The 15,770-nt window shown below is 60.7% G+C and carries 15 protein-coding genes; 1 reads left to right on the forward strand and 14 read right to left on the reverse strand.

Going from position 1 to position 15,770, the window contains the following annotated elements:
• Nucleotides 1-9: 9 nt before the first annotated feature.
• From KHO33_RS39385 to KHO33_RS39435, 11 genes are all read right to left on the reverse strand, one after another.
• Nucleotides 10-891 carry an ATPase gene (locus tag KHO33_RS39385; protein ID WP_200568083.1) on the reverse strand — a complete coding sequence of 294 codons (882 nt, stop codon included), beginning with the start codon at nt 889-891 and terminating at the stop codon, nt 10-12.
• A gap of 321 nt (nt 892-1,212) precedes the next feature.
• Nucleotides 1,213-1,818 carry a DUF4400 domain-containing protein gene (locus KHO33_RS39390; RefSeq protein ID WP_200568082.1) on the reverse strand — a complete coding sequence of 202 codons (606 nt, stop codon included), beginning with the start codon at nt 1,816-1,818 and terminating at the stop codon, nt 1,213-1,215.
• 230 nt (nt 1,819-2,048) lie between these two features.
• Nucleotides 2,049-2,567: a hypothetical protein gene (locus KHO33_RS39395; RefSeq protein WP_007182583.1), complete on the reverse strand. Its 519-nt coding sequence runs from the start codon at nt 2,565-2,567 to the stop codon at nt 2,049-2,051.
• 10 nt (nt 2,568-2,577) lie between these two features.
• The gene (gene traD, locus KHO33_RS39400) at nt 2,578-4,452 is read right to left on the reverse strand and encodes a conjugative transfer system coupling protein TraD (RefSeq protein WP_200568081.1); all 1,875 of its coding nucleotides are present in this window, start codon (nt 4,450-4,452) and stop codon (nt 2,578-2,580) included.
• Nucleotides 4,449-5,828 carry a TraI domain-containing protein gene (locus KHO33_RS39405; RefSeq protein ID WP_200568080.1) on the reverse strand — a complete coding sequence of 460 codons (1,380 nt, stop codon included), beginning with the start codon at nt 5,826-5,828 and terminating at the stop codon, nt 4,449-4,451. Before KHO33_RS39405 ends, traD begins: the two co-directional genes overlap by 4 nt.
• Entirely contained in the window at nt 5,825-6,835 is a 1,011-nt protein-coding gene (locus KHO33_RS39410; RefSeq protein ID WP_200568079.1) for a type IV secretion system protein, read from the reverse strand. Before KHO33_RS39410 ends, KHO33_RS39405 begins: the two co-directional genes overlap by 4 nt.
• 12 nt (nt 6,836-6,847) lie before the next feature.
• Nucleotides 6,848-7,585, reverse strand: coding sequence for a DUF4141 domain-containing protein (locus KHO33_RS39415; RefSeq protein WP_200568078.1), 738 nt, complete (start codon nt 7,583-7,585; stop codon nt 6,848-6,850).
• A gap of 19 nt (nt 7,586-7,604) precedes the next feature.
• The gene (locus tag KHO33_RS39420; protein ID WP_200568077.1) at nt 7,605-10,067 is read right to left on the reverse strand and encodes a VirB4 family type IV secretion system protein; all 2,463 of its coding nucleotides are present in this window, start codon (nt 10,065-10,067) and stop codon (nt 7,605-7,607) included.
• A complete protein-coding gene (locus KHO33_RS39425) occupies nt 10,061-10,324 on the reverse strand; it encodes a conjugal transfer protein (protein ID WP_234480896.1) in 264 nt (87 codons plus the stop codon). Before KHO33_RS39425 ends, KHO33_RS39420 begins: the two co-directional genes overlap by 7 nt.
• A gap of 40 nt (nt 10,325-10,364) precedes the next feature.
• A complete protein-coding gene (locus KHO33_RS39430) occupies nt 10,365-10,745 on the reverse strand; it encodes a TrbC/VirB2 family protein (RefSeq protein ID WP_200568075.1) in 381 nt (126 codons plus the stop codon).
• Nucleotides 10,746-10,763: 18 nt separating this feature from the next.
• Entirely contained in the window at nt 10,764-11,813 is a 1,050-nt protein-coding gene (locus KHO33_RS39435) for a CpaF family protein (protein ID WP_200568074.1), read from the reverse strand.
• A 268-nt stretch (nt 11,814-12,081) separates the two neighbouring features.
• Here KHO33_RS39435 and KHO33_RS39440 point away from each other — a divergent pair, with 268 nt between their 5' ends.
• The gene (locus tag KHO33_RS39440) at nt 12,082-12,531 is read left to right on the forward strand and encodes a hypothetical protein (RefSeq protein WP_200568073.1); all 450 of its coding nucleotides are present in this window, start codon (nt 12,082-12,084) and stop codon (nt 12,529-12,531) included.
• 426 nt (nt 12,532-12,957) lie between these two features.
• Here the strand turns inward: KHO33_RS39440 and KHO33_RS42470 are convergent, their stop codons facing one another.
• The 3 genes from KHO33_RS42470 to ltrA form a co-directional block, all read right to left on the reverse strand.
• Entirely contained in the window at nt 12,958-13,185 is a 228-nt protein-coding gene (locus KHO33_RS42470; protein ID WP_236074830.1) for a hypothetical protein, read from the reverse strand.
• A 22-nt stretch (nt 13,186-13,207) separates the two neighbouring features.
• Nucleotides 13,208-13,732, reverse strand: coding sequence for a reverse transcriptase domain-containing protein (locus KHO33_RS39445; RefSeq protein WP_236074828.1), 525 nt, complete (start codon nt 13,730-13,732; stop codon nt 13,208-13,210).
• A 118-nt stretch (nt 13,733-13,850) separates the two neighbouring features.
• Nucleotides 13,851-15,149, reverse strand: a complete 1,299-nt coding sequence (ltrA, locus tag KHO33_RS39450; RefSeq protein WP_200568554.1) for a group II intron reverse transcriptase/maturase — start codon at nt 15,147-15,149, stop codon at nt 13,851-13,853.
• Nucleotides 15,150-15,770: the final 621 nt, after the last annotated feature.

Below are 15,770 nucleotides of genomic sequence, written 5' to 3' on the forward strand. Positions count from 1 at the left end.
AGGCTCCGGTTAGCGGCCGCGCACCGTCGTCATCAGGCGCAGGTGGGTCATGTAGCCGCGCACGCCGACGGGATGGAACTTGCGCAGAAAGCGGGTGGTTTCCTCGTCCATGTCCGACTGGTCACGCACACCGTTCCAGACGAGGAAGTCGAAGTGATCCATTACCTTGTCGAACTTCATCAGGAGCGCAAGCAGCCGCATCGAGAAGCGCGAGTAGGCTTCGACTGTGATATCGAGTGAAGGCTTGGTAACGGTCGGCGCGAAGACGATGTCGCCCTGCTCGCGCATCTTCGTTTCGGTCTTTTCCCGGAAGCCTTGCGCGACGCTTACCTGTTCGTCAACATAGGCCTCAAGCTCACCCACCTGCTTTTCGAAGAAGGCCGTCACCGCGGCCTGATCGTCGGCGCCGAACGTCGAGCGCCCGAAACGCTGCATGTTGATGCTCATGCGGTTCAGGTACGGCCACCACTGCTCGAAGAGCGGCTTCAGCCGCGTATGATTTAGCCGCACGGCGGCCTGCACGACAGCCGCGCCTGACAACTGGCGGCTCATCAGTTCGCGGCCGATTTCACGACGGCGCTGCACGATTGCCGCGCGCTCTTCCGGTTTCAGTTCACGGAAAAGCTTGCGCGTACGTGCCACCTGCTCGCGCTTTTCCTGCGCTTCCGACTCGCTGATCATCCCCTCTTTCTGCAGGGTGTTTGCAGAGTCTTCCATCTGCTGAAGTTCGAGCTCGATCTCGCCACCGTCGGCGCCGTCGGTCGTCGCAGGCGCGCCCAACGTGGGCGTTGCATCAGAAACGTGCGCGTGCGCGCTGGCACCCGGTGCAGGCTGTCCGGCGGCGATCGGTTTCGCAGCTTCGAGGTTCGTCTCTTCCGTCATCGTGGTCATGGTTTTCCCTGTTGAAAGTACGCGCGCAACCGCGCGCGGCATGACCCTATTGTTACGATGCCATCACTTCACAGTGCCCCGAAACATGGGCAATTTTGAGTCGCTTTCGCGGGAACGACAGCCGGTTAGCGGCGAATTAGGGGATACCGACGGAAGGATCGGTGCAGGCCGCCAGACAAGCGGGACAGCGCGCCACGACAGACGGCGGCCGTGGGCGTGAAGAGTGGGATGTTTTGGGGAGGAATCGCTCGAACCGGTTTAGCCGGTTCAGACACATAACCCGGAAAGCTGCAGTATTTGTCGAGCTTTCCGGGAAAGTTGTTACTGGAAGGAGGATGCGGCCTTCCACAGCAGCGTGCCGAGAACCGCAGCGATCGCGATCCAGTACTGGGCCAGCACAGGAAACGGCGCGGCGAGGACGGCAAAGGCTACCCCAAACACGAGAAGTATCCCGTGGCCGGCCAGATGGAAGGAGAGCGGGCTTGCGAACCCTGCTGCCGATGCCTTGATCTTGCGCCTCGCAGAGCCATCGACAAACGCGGCAACGCAGAAGATGAACGTGCCCAGCAACCACAGTTTCATCACGCTCGCGCGGTAAATCGCGCGGTACAGCTCAAGCCAGAAGTTGTGCACCCAGTAATGGGCGAACTCCGCTGTCCCGCCGTCACCGATGTCCCCTGAGGCTGATGCGTCGAGTGTCGCACGCACCGCCCCGGTTTCGACAAACCAGCGCTTGAACCGCTCGTTGGTCAGGCGCACCACTTCATCTGACTGTTCAACGCCGACGACGTGCTGTACGGACTCCACCTCTTCGGGCGGCACCGAGAACAGGGACCGGTCCGGGAGGGCGGGCATCACAAAGATGGCGAGTAGCGGCACGAAGAAGAACCACCACTTTATGTGCGAGACGAATCGGCTACCAGCCATATCTGTGCACTCCCCATTCGATGAGGACGGCCCCGAGTCGCACCAGCATGTACAACGGGAACACGATCAGCCCGGTTAATCCAAGGTAGAAGTGGACCGGCCGACGGATGATGAACAGCGCCATGGCGTAGGCCATCGCCCCTGCCCCATGCGAGAACTCCTCGGGGCGGGGCGCGTCAACTTCGTCCTGTGCCAGAGCGGTTGATAGCGCGCGGCGCGCCACCCCGGAATCAACTCTCGAGAGCTTCGCAATCAGGAAAAGTCTGAGCGACATCATAGTCCTCGAAGTAGAGACGGAAGTTCTCACCTGTCAATGCGCGAGCGGCCAGCTGGAAGGCCGCTGAGCGCTGGGTGATGGATTCGGGGCACCGTTCGTCGACCATCTCGGTACCGCGCGCTTCATGGCGGGCCTCGAACTCGGTGATGGGCTCGAACATCGGCGACCAGACGTAATAACGCTCGCCGTCACGCGCTACATAGCGGCGTGCATACAGCAGGTGCGCGTGGCAGAACAGCCCCTGCATGAACGCGATATGCGAGTTACCCGTCTTGCGTGTTTGCTTGTAGGCGGCAATGGCGCTATCCAGCATCTCCTTGATGAGCGGTTGCGATTCGCCCATGAATTTCTCCCCGATGAAGTCGGCCACGCGTGTGCAGGCGAGTTCCAGCTCCGGCGCCAGCGTGAACACAGGGATCAGGCGGGACGACAGTTTGTGCTCGCGGATGATTTTTTTGAATACGGCAGACATGCGTAGGTTTTCAGCCTTGAAGGATTGGAATGCGGCCCTGATACACGGCGGCGCCCGAGATGCGCATGAAGTACTGCAAATTGGGCAGACTATGAATCAGGCGGGTTGGTATGAGCGGAGCCTTCTCCAGTTGCAGGGAGCGCGAGATACCACCGGAGAATTCGCCGATGTGCGACTCGCTTCCCGTATTCGTACTGCCAGTGATCGTCAGATTACGGATGGCGGTCTCGCCAACCTTGTCCGAAAACCACTGTGCTGTATCCGTGTCTTCCAGTCTAAGAATGATCTGATTGTTCAGGTTGCCCAAAACCTGCAGCATTTTTGCGGCGTTTCCAAGTTTTGCCTCCAGATCCGCCCGCGTCTGGAAAGCGACGAACGCCTTGAAGCCCGCGCCGCGCCCCTTGTTGAGAATCTGGATCACCTGCTCGTTGATCGCTTCTGCCACCTCGTCGATGATCAGCACGACGTCGGGCGGCACGTCGTAGAAGTTATAGATTGAGCCGCACACTGCCGAGACATCCGCGAGCAGCATCGAAGCAATAGCCTTCGCAACAATGCTGTTCGACAGCGAATCGAGACCGATATGCAGGATCGCCTTCTGGCGGATCACCTTCTCGATGGTCCACACTTCCCGCCCATCTTCGAAGTCGTCGACCTTCGGCGCGAGCATGAGACCGGTCTCCCCTGTCGCTAGCATCTGAAGCATCGGCAGCGCCGACGCGATGATCCGCATGTAGTGCTCGCGATCGTGCGTGTGCGTCGCGATCAGCCCGTCAATAGCTTCGTGACCTCGCTCCTGTGACGCGAACCGCGCGTTGTACAGCCCGATCATTCCGTCAACGAGCGACGCCCCATTACTGCGCTGCGCCTGGCGGGTCGTTTCAACGGCAACTTCCTCTTCCCAGTTGGTCAGGCCGTTCTCAGCGAAGAAGCGCCGCAGGGCCTTTTCCAGCAGGGTTGCGATTCCCGACTGTGCGTATTTCAGGATCGAGCGCAGGTTCGGCTTGTCGCCGATGTAGAGCTCACCATTGACCGAACGGCTGATGAAGAGGTATGCGAAGTCCCGGAACGGTCCCTCCTCCATCAGCTGGGAGATCCGCGCTGGGATTTCGGATGGCTGCGACCAGCTATCGAGCGGTTCGAGTCGCACCGACTCCGAGGGCTTTGCCTGATTGAAGTACAGGAACTTGCGCCCGGTGCGCGCGGCTTCCTTCTCGGCACGCAGCTTCCAGTCCTTGTCATTCTTCGGGTCAACGTTGATCAGCACGTCACCCAGGTGGATAACCTGCGTCGAAATTACTTCATACGTGCGCGTCTTGCCGGAGCCCGTCGTGCCGCCCACGGCCGTGTGACCGCCCATCGACTTGTAGTGAAATGGCACAAGCGCCTTCTTCGGCTCGAGCCCGTGAATCCACGACGCGCCTTGCGGCATGCGATCGCGAATACTGTCCTTCGGTGCGAAGATCTTCTCGATGGCCGCCTCGATCTTGCGGCCCGGCTTCGTCTTGTTGAGCCAGCGCGGCAAACCGGGAATGTCGGTTGTCGGCATGCGCAGAATGTCATGGGCAATCTGACAGTGCTTCTGCGTCCACTCATAGCCGATACCCAGATACATCGAATTGGCTTCGTCGCGCATGCGCTTCTGGATCTGCAGCAGCTTGGGGATCGGCAAGGTGGTCAGCCATTTCGTCGAAATGGCCATGCGGAACTTCAGCGCACGCCAGATCTGCAGCGATCGCAGCAGCAGGAACGCAAGCCCGACCAGAGCGAACGCCCAGCCGTATGGCATGCCCGATAGCGGTAGAACGAGGATCGCCGCAAGCCACGCAACAGCCGCGCGAAATTCGTAGATCGGGCGAAAATGATTGATGTAGCCTGTAGTCATGCCGGGCGATCCAGAATCAGTTGGCCAGCTCGCGCAATGAGCGTGATCTGGGTCGACTCGTCGGCCACCATCAGGCTACGCTTGCGCATGTGTTCGACGAGGGTGCTGCTGGCCACGCCATAGCTGCCGATCAGCCGCTTCTGGATGACGAGCCCCTTGTCACTCCACTTCACCCCTTCCTTGCCTGCTGCAACGTCCTCACGCATCGCCTGGAAGAGTTCACGGATGAGGTTCGGTACGCCTTTGAGCACTTCGTCAGCGGCCTGGGAAGCCGATGTTTCAGCCGGGGCAGCGTGCGCTTCGCGACTCGTGGCCAGCGGTCCCGACTTCATGGCAGAGGGGTCGACCGCCGACTGCGCAGCGACGGGTGTGGAGGGTGCCGGGCTGGAAGTAATGCCGATGACCTCGTGCAGGGACCGCGGCCCGCGCCCGGTGGCCGGCTCGTCATGGGACACGCCCGCTGGTTGGGCTCGCGGCCCCAGTGCCGACGACGCAGACGGCGCCTGAGTTTCGGTTTGCACCTGCGGTGGTGTTGCTGTCGAACCTGCTTCGGGCTCGGCGGGCGACGCCGGCGCTGCTGGCGCAGGAGACGCAGGAGCGGGTGAAAGGGTCTGTGCGGGTGTCGTGACCGGTTCGAGCTCGGCGGCGACGTGAACAGCCGATGGCACCTCGAACTGTACCGGCGCAAAAACCGCCCGCTGTGCCTTCCGGTCAAATTCGTCGGCCGTCCCGACTCCCTGCCTGACCACCTTGTGCAGCAGCGACTCCGCGGCGAGCGGCTGCATGGTCGGGTTAATCGCCCCGAACAGGTCCGATAGCACTTCGGCGTCCAGACCGGAAAGCAGCTCCGAGCCGATCAGAACCTGCGCAAGCATGCCGGTGCGCATACGTTCGACAGGCAGCGACCGCGCGCGTCGTGAGACGCGGTATTTCCCGCTGGCAAGCCATGCAGCGGCTTCCCCGTGTACCGACGGATTCCACTGCTGCCGGTCGCTGTCGCGCTCGATCTCAAAGTGGCGGTAAGGCTCATCAAGTCGCGAGCACACTGCAGCGAGGAACACCGCATAGTTGTACTGCGGCTCGATCCTGCGGCGCTTTTCCGACGGCAGGTTGGTACCGAACTTCTGACCGCCGGCGAGCCGCATTGCGTAAAACGCGGTTTCGACGGTGCAGCGAAAGGCACCGCCCGGCTCGCGATACAACTCCGGGTTCAGGGGTAAAGACGAGAACCACGACGCGCAGCGTTGCAGGATCGCACGCCATTTACGGTCAAACTCGAGCCGCCCCGTCTCATTGGCGCATTGCGCGATGAGATCGACACGTCGTGCGTGATCCGCGAGCAGCGCGTCGGCGGTCATGGGCGTGTGCAGGGTCATACCACAGCTCCTACTGCCGCCTTCGAGATCTTGCCAACTACCGCGCCGCTCGCGCTTGCGCCACCACCGAACATGCCGGCAATCTTCGGAATCTCGAATGACACGAGAAACACGAAGAACGCAAGATCGAAAACCTGCGCGCCCGCTCCGGGCGTTGAGAGGCCCAGGGTCGCGGCGTCCTGCACCGCATGAATCATGTTCTGCGTGACCAGACGCATGAGAATCGCAGCAACGACCACGTACATGCCAGCGCTGATCATCCAGTCGAGCCACGTCTTGAAGTAACCGCGCGTGAATGACGAAAAGCCAAGTGCGAAGGCGATCTGCCCCATAACCGTGCCCGCCGCGAACTGCAACTGACCGATGTTGATAAAGAATACGAAAATGATGGCCGTCACGGATAGCAGCGCCCATGCGAGCAGCAAGGGTATGACCGCCATGAGAACGTTAAAAACGGTCGAAACCGAAAATCCGACGCCTGAGAAGGCTTTCACCGCCGAATCGAACAGTTGCCCGGCCGCATTGCCCATAATGCTGAGGGCACTCGACATGTTTGCGCCACTGATGGTGTTGGCAAGCGACAGGAACCATTTATAGAAGCCCGGCGCCCATTGAGCGAAACCCACATAGCACGCCGCAAAGATCCCGAGCACGCCGAGCTCTTCGAACAGTGCAACCCACGCCATCACCGGATCTTTGGTGGCGGCAAAGCGCACCGCGGCAAGCACGACCGTGATCACCGCAAGTCCAAAGGCGAATTTGTCCGATTCAGGCTTGATCTGGTTACTCGCGTCGACCGCCGTGTTCATGACGGAGGAAAACAGTGCCGTTATCTTGTCCATCGCGCGCTGATTGCCCTGCGCGATTTCTCCGGGCTTGACGTACGCGGAGGCGGAGGTCGTCGACGCGCTACTGGCTGAGTCATCGGCAAACGCGCCCGCCGGCGCACCGATGAAAAGCGCCGCCAACAGGAACACCCTGAGGACGGTCTTTATGATCCAAGGCATACCGCGCCCTCCCTACTTGACACCGTATGCGGCGCGCTCGGCATCCTGCTGGTCCAGGAAGTCCTTTGCGTTCGCCGCGCGTTGCTTTTCGTCCGCGTTATTTGCGGTCTGCTGCTGCGCATCCTTCTGCGCCTTGCCTGCCGTCATCTGGAGCAGATCGCTCATCTGGCTGGACACGATATCGAGATAGTGCGTGGTCAGCTCGGCTGTAGCCTGCGCAGTCGGCGTCAGCAACATCTGCGACTGAAGGTCCTGCCGCCGCTTCGAGAGAGTCTGGATATGCTGCATGACGTTGTTGCCCGTCTGCATCAACTGGGTGGCCTGCTTGTCGCGCTGGCTGTAGAGCGTCGCCATGTCGGCGAACCACTGCGCATTCGACTTGCCCGAGCGGGAAATCAAGGTCTGCACGTGCGAAAGCCACTGGTTGCCGTCCTGCAGGTCGCCGTACAGGTCTGTCGCCGTACTGGCCAGCTTCTTGTAGCTGTCGATATCGCCCGTGATCTGGTCGTACTGCGCCTTCATGGCCGCCGGGTCCAGATTCGTCGCCTGTAGCAGCTGGTTCGCCATCATCTGGTACTGGTAGGCGATGTTGCTGTCCTGATAGACCTCGGTCTTCACTGCCTTGAGGGCCGTGATCGTGTTCTGGATCAGGTTCGACGGATCAATGACCACCCACTGCGCATATGCGGCGTGGGATACGCAGAAGGTCATACCTGCCATCAGGGCAAGCCGCGCGAGGTTCGTTTTCATTCCATTGTTTCCTTCGGTATCAGTCGAGCGTCATCATTTCAGCGAGATAGGCCTCCGCCCACCTGGCCGCGCCTGACGAGTAGTGCCTGTCGAGCACCGCCTGTGCGCGGCCATCTGAACGCAGGACGGCGAGCGTTTCTTTCGGGAAACTCGCCTGCAGCATTCGGGTCTGGTCGGGCGTGACCCACAGGTAGTCCCGGTTGGGTGCCGCGTCGGCGATCATCTGGATCTGATCGAGCGTCAGGCCGAACTTGTCGCGGTACAGGTGCAGATTGTTTTTCGCATCCGGATTGGGTAGATAGATGATGTTCGGGATGTTTTCCTTGAGCACCTCGAAGTCCGCGATGCGGGCGACCTGTGCGAGCGATTGGGTCGCCATCATCAGCGTGGCATTCAGCTTCCGGATCGTCACAGCCCAGATCTCAAGACGCTTGTAGAAGCGCTCGTTCTGGAAGAAGAACCCAGCCTCCTCCACTTCGATCACGGTGTAGCGTTTACCGTCCAGCCACTGCGCGATCCGGTAGAACGCGTAGTCCATGAACAGCGCTGCCGCAACGGGGAAGTTCTGGAACAGGTCGCCCATCTCGATAGACAGGTCGTCGGACAGCGCAAACGCATCTTCGGCGTGGTCGAAGAACCGGCCGTTCTTTTCGCCCTTGGTCCAGACCGCGAGGCGGTCCCGCAACTCGATCGGCAGCAGCGTGTTCAGATGGGAAAGCGTCCAGAGCTCAGGACCGTAGCCGTCTCCGAGCGTCACCACCGCCTCAAAAATCTCGCGCTCCTGCGGCTTGGTGCAACGGAATGTGTCGTCCTCAATCGCCATCTGCACCCACTCGGCGACATACGGGTAATGTTTGCTGTCGTGCAGAAGCGAGAGCGGATTTACCGACGTCGCCGCTTCAAAGCGGCCCGTCGCATCGATGAAGCGCCCGCCCGCGAGCACTGTCGGGATGCGCGTCGATCGGTCCTTGTCGAAGCGCACCCGGCGCGCGCCATGGCGGCCCGTTTGCGACATCAGGAAGTTGAGCATGATCGACTTGCCCATGCCGATCGGCCCCAGCACCAGCAGGTGCGAGGCGCCGCCCGGACGGTGCAGGTTCACCCGCTGCAACGTCTTGTGACGCGTGGGCAGCAGCGTGAGCGGTCCGGTCTTCTGGCCCGACTGCTGCGTGAGCCACGCGTTGACCGCGCTGCCTTCAGCCACGCTTCGCACGGGCGCGATGTCGGACACGGCGGGCGTCTCGACGAACTGCAGCCGCTTCTGCTTGTCCCACCGGCCGGGAAGTGTCGTGTTCCATGCTGCGGCAAGATTGTCGCGCTCGAGCACGACGCCAAAGCCTGCGTTGCCGATGCGGCCGACCACTTCGCGCGTCGCGTCGTCGCATTCCTGCATCGTCTCACCGTAGACGATCACCGAGATGTTCGCGAAGCCGTACTGCTGCCCCTGCGCCGTGAGTTTCGCCAGCGCATCTTCCGCTTCTTCAGCGAGCAGCATGCGGCCCTTGTCATTCTTCTGCTCTTCCTTCGAGAAGAACGCCTTGATGATCGCCCAGGGGTTGAACGCCGCGATCTTGTAGAAGCTGCGGATCTTCTCGATGTACTGCTTGGCCTTGCTCGTATCGAGGAAGCGGAACATCACACAAACGTCGAGCTCCGCATCGACCTCCGAGAGCACGTCGAGCGCCGCTTCCTGAAAGCCCATCCATTCCTTCACGGCGACGATCTTCGCGAAACGGGTGCCGTAGGCGGATTCAAACTGCAGATGCTCGGCACCATAGGTCACCGTCGATTCCGTCAGATGGGTATCGAGCATCGTGACGGGATAGCGAACGCGGCGCGGCGGAACCGATGGATTCGCCGTCTGGTGCAGATACGCGAGCGCGTTCTGCAACTCCAGGCGTTTCATCTTCATCCGGGTAACACCGCCCTTGAAGGCGTCGAGGATGGACTCAAAACGTTTGATGTCCGCCGTCATACGCTCAAGGTCAAAGACAAAAGCACTGCGGGCGAACATCATGTCCTTGGCCGTTTCGATGATGGCCTGGAACATTGACTTGCCGCCGACGGTCATGTGGTAGGCGATCTTGTCGAACACCTTGTTGATGCCCGTCTCAGGCGTATACGCGAGCGACAGCGAGTGCATGTTGCGGAAGTACTTGCCGCTGCTCACGTGCCTGCGGTTGATCTCGTCGACGTATGCGTCGATGTTCGCAGTGAAAGCGCCGTCGATCGCGCCGCGCACGCGCCGGTGCGACAGGCGCCACCACGCCGTCACCCGGTGATCGAAGTTCTTGCAAGCGTTATCGAGGTTGGTGCGGACCGCCGAAATGTCGTCTGCATTGGGCGAGTCCGCGTCGACGCCGGCGAAGGTGAACGACGTAAGGAGCGACCCGTCCTTGTCGAGGACGAGCTCGGGCGTAACCATCGTCGCCCAGGGCGCAATTTCCTGCACCGGCCGCCGGATAAGCTTTCTTTTCAGCATGGAAGATCCTGATCGAACCCGTAGGGCCGTTTGAACCGTGCCGAAAACCGTGACGACGGTAGCGGCTCATGCATGTCCGGATAGTGGTTGTAGACAAGCATCACGTCGCGCCACCACGGGTCACGGTTGCTCTTCCAGCGCAGCAGCCAGTGAACGCCGATACCAATGACGAGGAATGTCGGTGTCATGCTTGAGTAGCAGAGCAGCAGCGTCATCGTGCCGTTCAGGATCGCAAGAGCCCGGTCCGCCCCGCCCATCTGGCGAGGCAGCGACAACCCGCGGCTAACCGTGGTTTGCTTACGTGCAGACATTGGACAGGTGCATGTGATTCTTCACGATGTTCACGGCACACGCGGCGATGCCGAGGCCAACGAACACCGAGGAAATGATCTTGCCAATCGTGCTCTCCGAGTTGGCGATGGCGATTGCGCCAACGATGATCAGCACGATGCCGATGCCGTAGAGCCACGGGCCGCTGATGTAGGCCTGGATCAGACAGATCAGGTCCGTTGCCGAGCCAAGGTCCGTCAGGTCAACGGCGCTTGCGAGCGGCGCGAATGATGCGAGGCCTGCGGCGACCAGCGTTGAGCGGATTTCCCGGCGCGACAGGAAGCGCCGGAACGCGCTCGCCGCCTTCTGGCGCATGCGCGCTTGGATTGCGTTAATGGACTTCTTCAATTTCAGCTCCGGTTGCATTTAAAAAACACGGCTGAGGACGTAGTCCCCATCCTTGAACCCCTTGATCTGGATGATCTCGGAAACGTGACGCAGCTCGCCGGTACGGCGCAGATGGATGACGTAGTGGAAGCAGTCGGCGATGGCCTTGCGCATATCGGCAAGGTCCCACCGGCTGCCGGGAGGAATGCCCAGCATCGCGAGGCTTTCAAGACGGCTCAGGCCACCGCGTGCGTCGTTCGAGTGGATTGACCCGAGGCCGCCGTCGTGCCCCGTGCTCAGCGCCTGAATGAAGTGGAACGCTTCACCGCTGCGCACTTCGCCGACGATGATCCGGTCGGGACGAAAGCGCAGGCACAGCGCGACGAGCGCCTCTGTTGTCACCCCTTTGTCCGGGTTGGAAAGGAAGCGAACGAGGTTCGGTGCGCGCAACTTCAGTTCCATCGTGTCTTCGATGGTGATCACTCGCTGATCGGCGGGAACCTGTGCGGCCAGTGCGTTAAGAAAGGTCGTTTTACCGGTCGAGGTGCCGCCGGCCACCAGCACGTTCTTGCGACGTACCACCAACTCGCGGACGGCCTGCATCAACTCGTCGTTTTCGATGCCCGGCGCGAAGATCTGTTCGTCGTGATTCTCCTGCCGCGCATGGACCCGCGAGAACGCGCCCATTGCCACGTAGTCGGTCAGATCCAGATGACGTTCGCTATGCTTGCGGATAGACAATGCGTGACCATCGATGGCCGTCGGCCGCATGACTGCGGCAATACGCAGACCCTTATGGCCCGCGTTGATGATGCCCTGTGACGTGCCGGCCCTCGCCGACTTCTCAACCGACGACGCAAGCGACAGGATTGCGCCGTTGAGCGTCGCCTGGTTGAGCGTAAGGTCGAGCCGATGCATCTCGCCGCGCCGTTCGACCCAGACATTGTTGAAATTGTTGACCATGATTTCGGCGACATCGGGCGCTTCGAAATGTGCGCGCAACGGTGCCATCGATTCAAAGAAGACCTGCACCGCGCTCTCTTCGAGCGGGCGGATCTTGAGCAGCGGATTTTCGGTAGCTTCGGACATGCAGCTATTGTTCCGGCTGGCTATGCCAGTGGCAGTCCGAAAGGAGGATCAAATCGATGAGCTTTCGCGACCGCGCATCATGCGCGTAGGCGGGAACATGTCCTGCCGTCGTCCGCCCGGCATACGAACCCCGGATGACGGTTTAGCCGGTTCAGACACCGAACGCGGAAAGCTGCTGAAAATCAGGTAGCTTTCTGCCCGCGTCGTAGCTGCTTCGTTGATATAGCATCCGTGTTTCGCTCCCCCCACAACATCATTCCGACCGCGAATGGCAAGAACAGCCCGATTTGGAAATAGCGCGCAGGCAGTGCGTGCCCGACGAAACAAGATCCTTCTGCTGCCCATGCCCCGCAGCGAAGCAGACCGCCTGTGCCTCGAGGTTCATATCGCGCTCGACGCCATGCGGCGCCGGCAGGGAAACGCGCTCGCTGCGCAGACCCTGTGTCAGGCCATGATCCTGACCGGGTTGCTTGCCGAAGCTGGATACGGGGAGGCGACGTTCGAACAGATGCGCGAGGCCGAGACGGTCATCGTCGATGCGTCGGATCGTGGCCACGCGTGCGGTGAGTGGTATCTGGACGGTCACGGATTTGCCCGGTTCGCGGTGATTGCCACAACCTACGATGCGCAGCTTCGGCGCGCGCCCCTTGCTGCGATCGCCGACGCCCATGAGCGGCTAACGCGGTTCCGGTCAGGTGACGGGTTCCATCAAGCCTGATCGGTACGCGGAAGCACATCGCCGGCGGGACCGGACTGCGAGGTCTAAAGCACGCTGCAATTTCGATGCTTGGTTGCCAGCTTTTTCTTAGGTTGCGGGGACATTTCCTAGCTGATTTATTCGCACATTGCGATAAATCCGCGCTCGCGTCGGGCTTTCCGGTCTTATTCGACCATTTTTCGCAAAAGGTGTCTGAACCGGTTCAGACACCGGTGCTCCGGCCACAGTGACTTAACCCTCTGTTTTTAAACACAAGCACCCTTTCGACATGGGATGTTTGCGCGCGCAAACTCGCAGTTCGCGCACACCGGCTTTTCCGGTTGGTCGTATCGGCGGGATCGGGATAGGGGCAGGCCTCGCGGCCCGACCCCTCCCACACCACCGTGCGTACGGGTCCGTACACGGCGGTTCGGATCGGTTGACCGGCTATGTTCGTAACGATGGAAGGCCGAGAGAGCCAAGATAGCGGTTGGTGAGCGCGCGTTGCAGGGCGGGGCTGTTACTCAGTCGCCATGCAGCGTGCGGGGAGCCGACCGTTTGGGCAGCCAGATCCCGATCGACGCCGCGGGCCGTCAGTTCCCGGAACCGTTTGGAGCTGTTCTTCCACTGTTTCCAGAAGACACAGCGAACCCGGCGTCGTACCCACTCATCCAGCCGTTGTAATGTGCTGGGCGTCTCACAGAAGCCGAAGTAGCCGCGCCACCAACTGCTCGATGCTGATCCCTCGTGCGCGTTGGATCAGTTCCCGGATTCGTTCCTTGAAGCGGGCTAGGGCCTTGGGCGCGATGCGCCGTTTGACCTGTCCCCGGTCCAGGAAGGTGAATCCCAGAAACTTACGCGTGTGTGGCCGCGCGACCGCGCTCTTCGACTCATTGACCTTCAGCTTCAGCCGGCCGGTGAGGAAGGCTTTCAGCCCCGCCATCACCCGATGGCCCGCGCGTTCGCTGCGTACGTAGACGTTACAATCGTCGGCGTACCTCACGAAACACAGTCCGCGTCGCTCAAGCAGCTTGTCGAGATCGTCGAGCATCAGATTGGATAACAACGGTGACAGCGGACCGCCCTGCGGCGTCCTTTCGTCCGTTGCACCAACCAGTCCGTTCTCCAGCACGCCCGCCGTCAGGAAGGAGCGAATCAGCTTCAATATCCGTTTGTCGCTGACCCGCTCGGCCACCCGGCTCATCAGGATATCGTGGCTCACGCGGTGGTGGGTAGAGACGGGCCTTGAGGATTGTCCTCTTGTACCCGTCCCCCCTCGCAGAACCCGCCGTGCGGAATTACCGCAACGGGCTCCCCAGGTTGCACTCATGGGAGGCGAGTCATACCGTCGCATGGCGTGTCGAGCCCGCCTGAGGTAGTTCGAACCAGGATCGACTCTTAAGGTAGCTCCAGTACATGCGATGGCGTTGACTGCGCCGTCGCAGGGTGCGAACCCACTGTAGCTGGACCTCCCGACGGATGACGTCGAGCTTCCGTTGACAGTGGTGCAGCCCGAAGTACTGATAGAAGCCGCGCAACATCGTCGTGAGTTGACGCTGCTGATCCCGCCGCTTCCAGTGCCTGTGCCCTTTGAGCCATTCCCTGGTTTTGGCCAGGAACTTCCGGCGGCTTTTGACGCAGGGAATCCGCACCAGGGCAAACTTGCCACCCCGGTCAACTCCGCACACGTGTGTGAAACCCAGGAAGTCAAACTTGTCTGGCTTCTCGCCAGTCTTCGCCAGGTCGGCCCGGACGAAACGCCCGAACCGCATCAGCCGCGTCTTTTCTTTAGCCAACTCCAGACCGAATTTCCCGAATCGATCGGTCAGGCTCTTCGCGAACCTGTCTGCGTCGCTCCGATATTGGAAGTTCACCACAAAGTCATCCGCAAACCTCGTCAGGTACGCCTCGCCCTCGCACATCCTCGTGGCCTTCTTCTCGAACCAGAGGTCAAGCACATAGTGCAGGTAGATATTTGCCAGGATCGGGCTGATTGGCCCGCCCTGGGGCGATCCTTCTTCCGTTCGCGTCACGACTCCGCCCGCCATGAAGCCCGCGTTCAGCCATTTGCCAATCAGGCGCAGGATGACCGGGTCACCTATTCGGTGAGCCACCATCTTCTGGAGCCATTCATGCTGGATGTGGTTAAAGTATCCACGGATATCGGCCTCGTACAGGTGACCGACCTTCTTCGTGACGATGATCCCGCGCAACGCCCGAAGGGCGTCGTGGGGACTACGCCCCGGTCGGAATCCATACGAGCATTCCAGGAAATCCGCCTCGAATACCGCTTCCAATATCCGTGCGACCGCCCTCTGCAGCAGCCGGTCTTCGACCGTCGGAATACCGAGCGGTCTCGTACCGACCTTGCCAGGACCCTTCGGGATCTCCACCCGACGTACCGGGGGAGCCCGATAGGCCCCTTGCTTCAGGCGTTCGCACAGGTCTTGAACCCGTGGGTCGAGGTCCTGTTCAAACTCCTTCGTCGTCTCGCCATCAATCCCGCTCGCACCCCGTCGATTCATCTGCTTCCAGGTTTCCTTGAGGAACTCCGGTGTGAGCAGATGCGCCAGCGAGGTAAAGCGCAGCTTCGGCTCTGACTTTGCTTTTCCCGCGATCTGGTCCAGTTGTGTGGACATCCTTCTCCTACCTCTGCGTGCAGGGAATGTTTCCCCGGACCAGCAACTCAACCTGCCCCGCCGCTTCCCCATGTACGCGGCTTTCCCGCGCTCCGAGTACTACCAGCGAGTCCGACTTCCACCGTCGCGTTTGTCTCTCTCAGGATGGTCCTTTCGATTGACATACTCGGTCCGCATGCGGCCAGACCAAGACGGCGGTGGATCTCCCAGGTGCCATGACGCTTCCATTTCTGTCCATGCCGTGCTCTCAGACCCCGCCGGAGTCTCCAGCGACCATCGCCATTTGCGGTCGCCTACTGTTGCCTTCCAGGTTTTCGACCCTGTCGGCCTCCGGATGTATAACGAGGCTCTATCGCTTCACTTGCGTTACGGCCTGGACATCGCTCTGTCTACGCTTAACTCATGTCGTTACCTTCATGAGCCCAAGACTCGATTCCCGGTGAGGTGGCTCGTCCCCTTTCCGGGGCGGGAATTTCACCCGCTGAAAGCGCCGGGCTTAACCTGGCGCACCGAAGAACTTTTCGAGGTCGAGGTCTACAACCCAGCGATGTCCCGCCTGAATGTAACCCTGCGCGCGCGCCACGGCCTGATGTGCCGAGCGTCCCGGACGGAAGCCGTAAC

It is taken from the genome of Paraburkholderia nemoris, from assembly GCF_905221015.1.
Lineage (GTDB): Bacteria > Pseudomonadota > Gammaproteobacteria > Burkholderiales > Burkholderiaceae > Paraburkholderia > Paraburkholderia nemoris.

Coding starts and splice junctions, on each gene's coding strand:
- KHO33_RS39385 (WP_200568083.1), bottom strand. CDS start 891: ATGACCACGATGACGGAAGAGACGAACCTCGAAGCTGCGAAACCGATC.
- KHO33_RS39390 (WP_200568082.1), bottom strand. CDS start 1,818: ATGGCTGGTAGCCGATTCGTCTCGCACATAAAGTGGTGGTTCTTCTTC.
- KHO33_RS39395 (WP_007182583.1), bottom strand. CDS start 2,567: ATGTCTGCCGTATTCAAAAAAATCATCCGCGAGCACAAACTGTCGTCC.
- traD (WP_200568081.1), bottom strand. CDS start 4,452: ATGACTACAGGCTACATCAATCATTTTCGCCCGATCTACGAATTTCGC.
- KHO33_RS39405 (WP_200568080.1), bottom strand. CDS start 5,828: ATGACCCTGCACACGCCCATGACCGCCGACGCGCTGCTCGCGGATCAC.
- KHO33_RS39410 (WP_200568079.1), bottom strand. CDS start 6,835: ATGCCTTGGATCATAAAGACCGTCCTCAGGGTGTTCCTGTTGGCGGCG.
- KHO33_RS39415 (WP_200568078.1), bottom strand. CDS start 7,585: ATGAAAACGAACCTCGCGCGGCTTGCCCTGATGGCAGGTATGACCTTC.
- KHO33_RS39420 (WP_200568077.1), bottom strand. CDS start 10,067: ATGCTGAAAAGAAAGCTTATCCGGCGGCCGGTGCAGGAAATTGCGCCC.
- KHO33_RS39425 (WP_234480896.1), bottom strand. CDS start 10,324: ATGGGCGGGGCGGACCGGGCTCTTGCGATCCTGAACGGCACGATGACG.
- KHO33_RS39435 (WP_200568074.1), bottom strand. CDS start 11,813: ATGTCCGAAGCTACCGAAAATCCGCTGCTCAAGATCCGCCCGCTCGAA.
- KHO33_RS39440 (WP_200568073.1), top strand. CDS start 12,082: ATGGCAAGAACAGCCCGATTTGGAAATAGCGCGCAGGCAGTGCGTGCC.
- ltrA (WP_200568554.1), bottom strand. CDS start 15,149: ATGTCCACACAACTGGACCAGATCGCGGGAAAAGCAAAGTCAGAGCCG.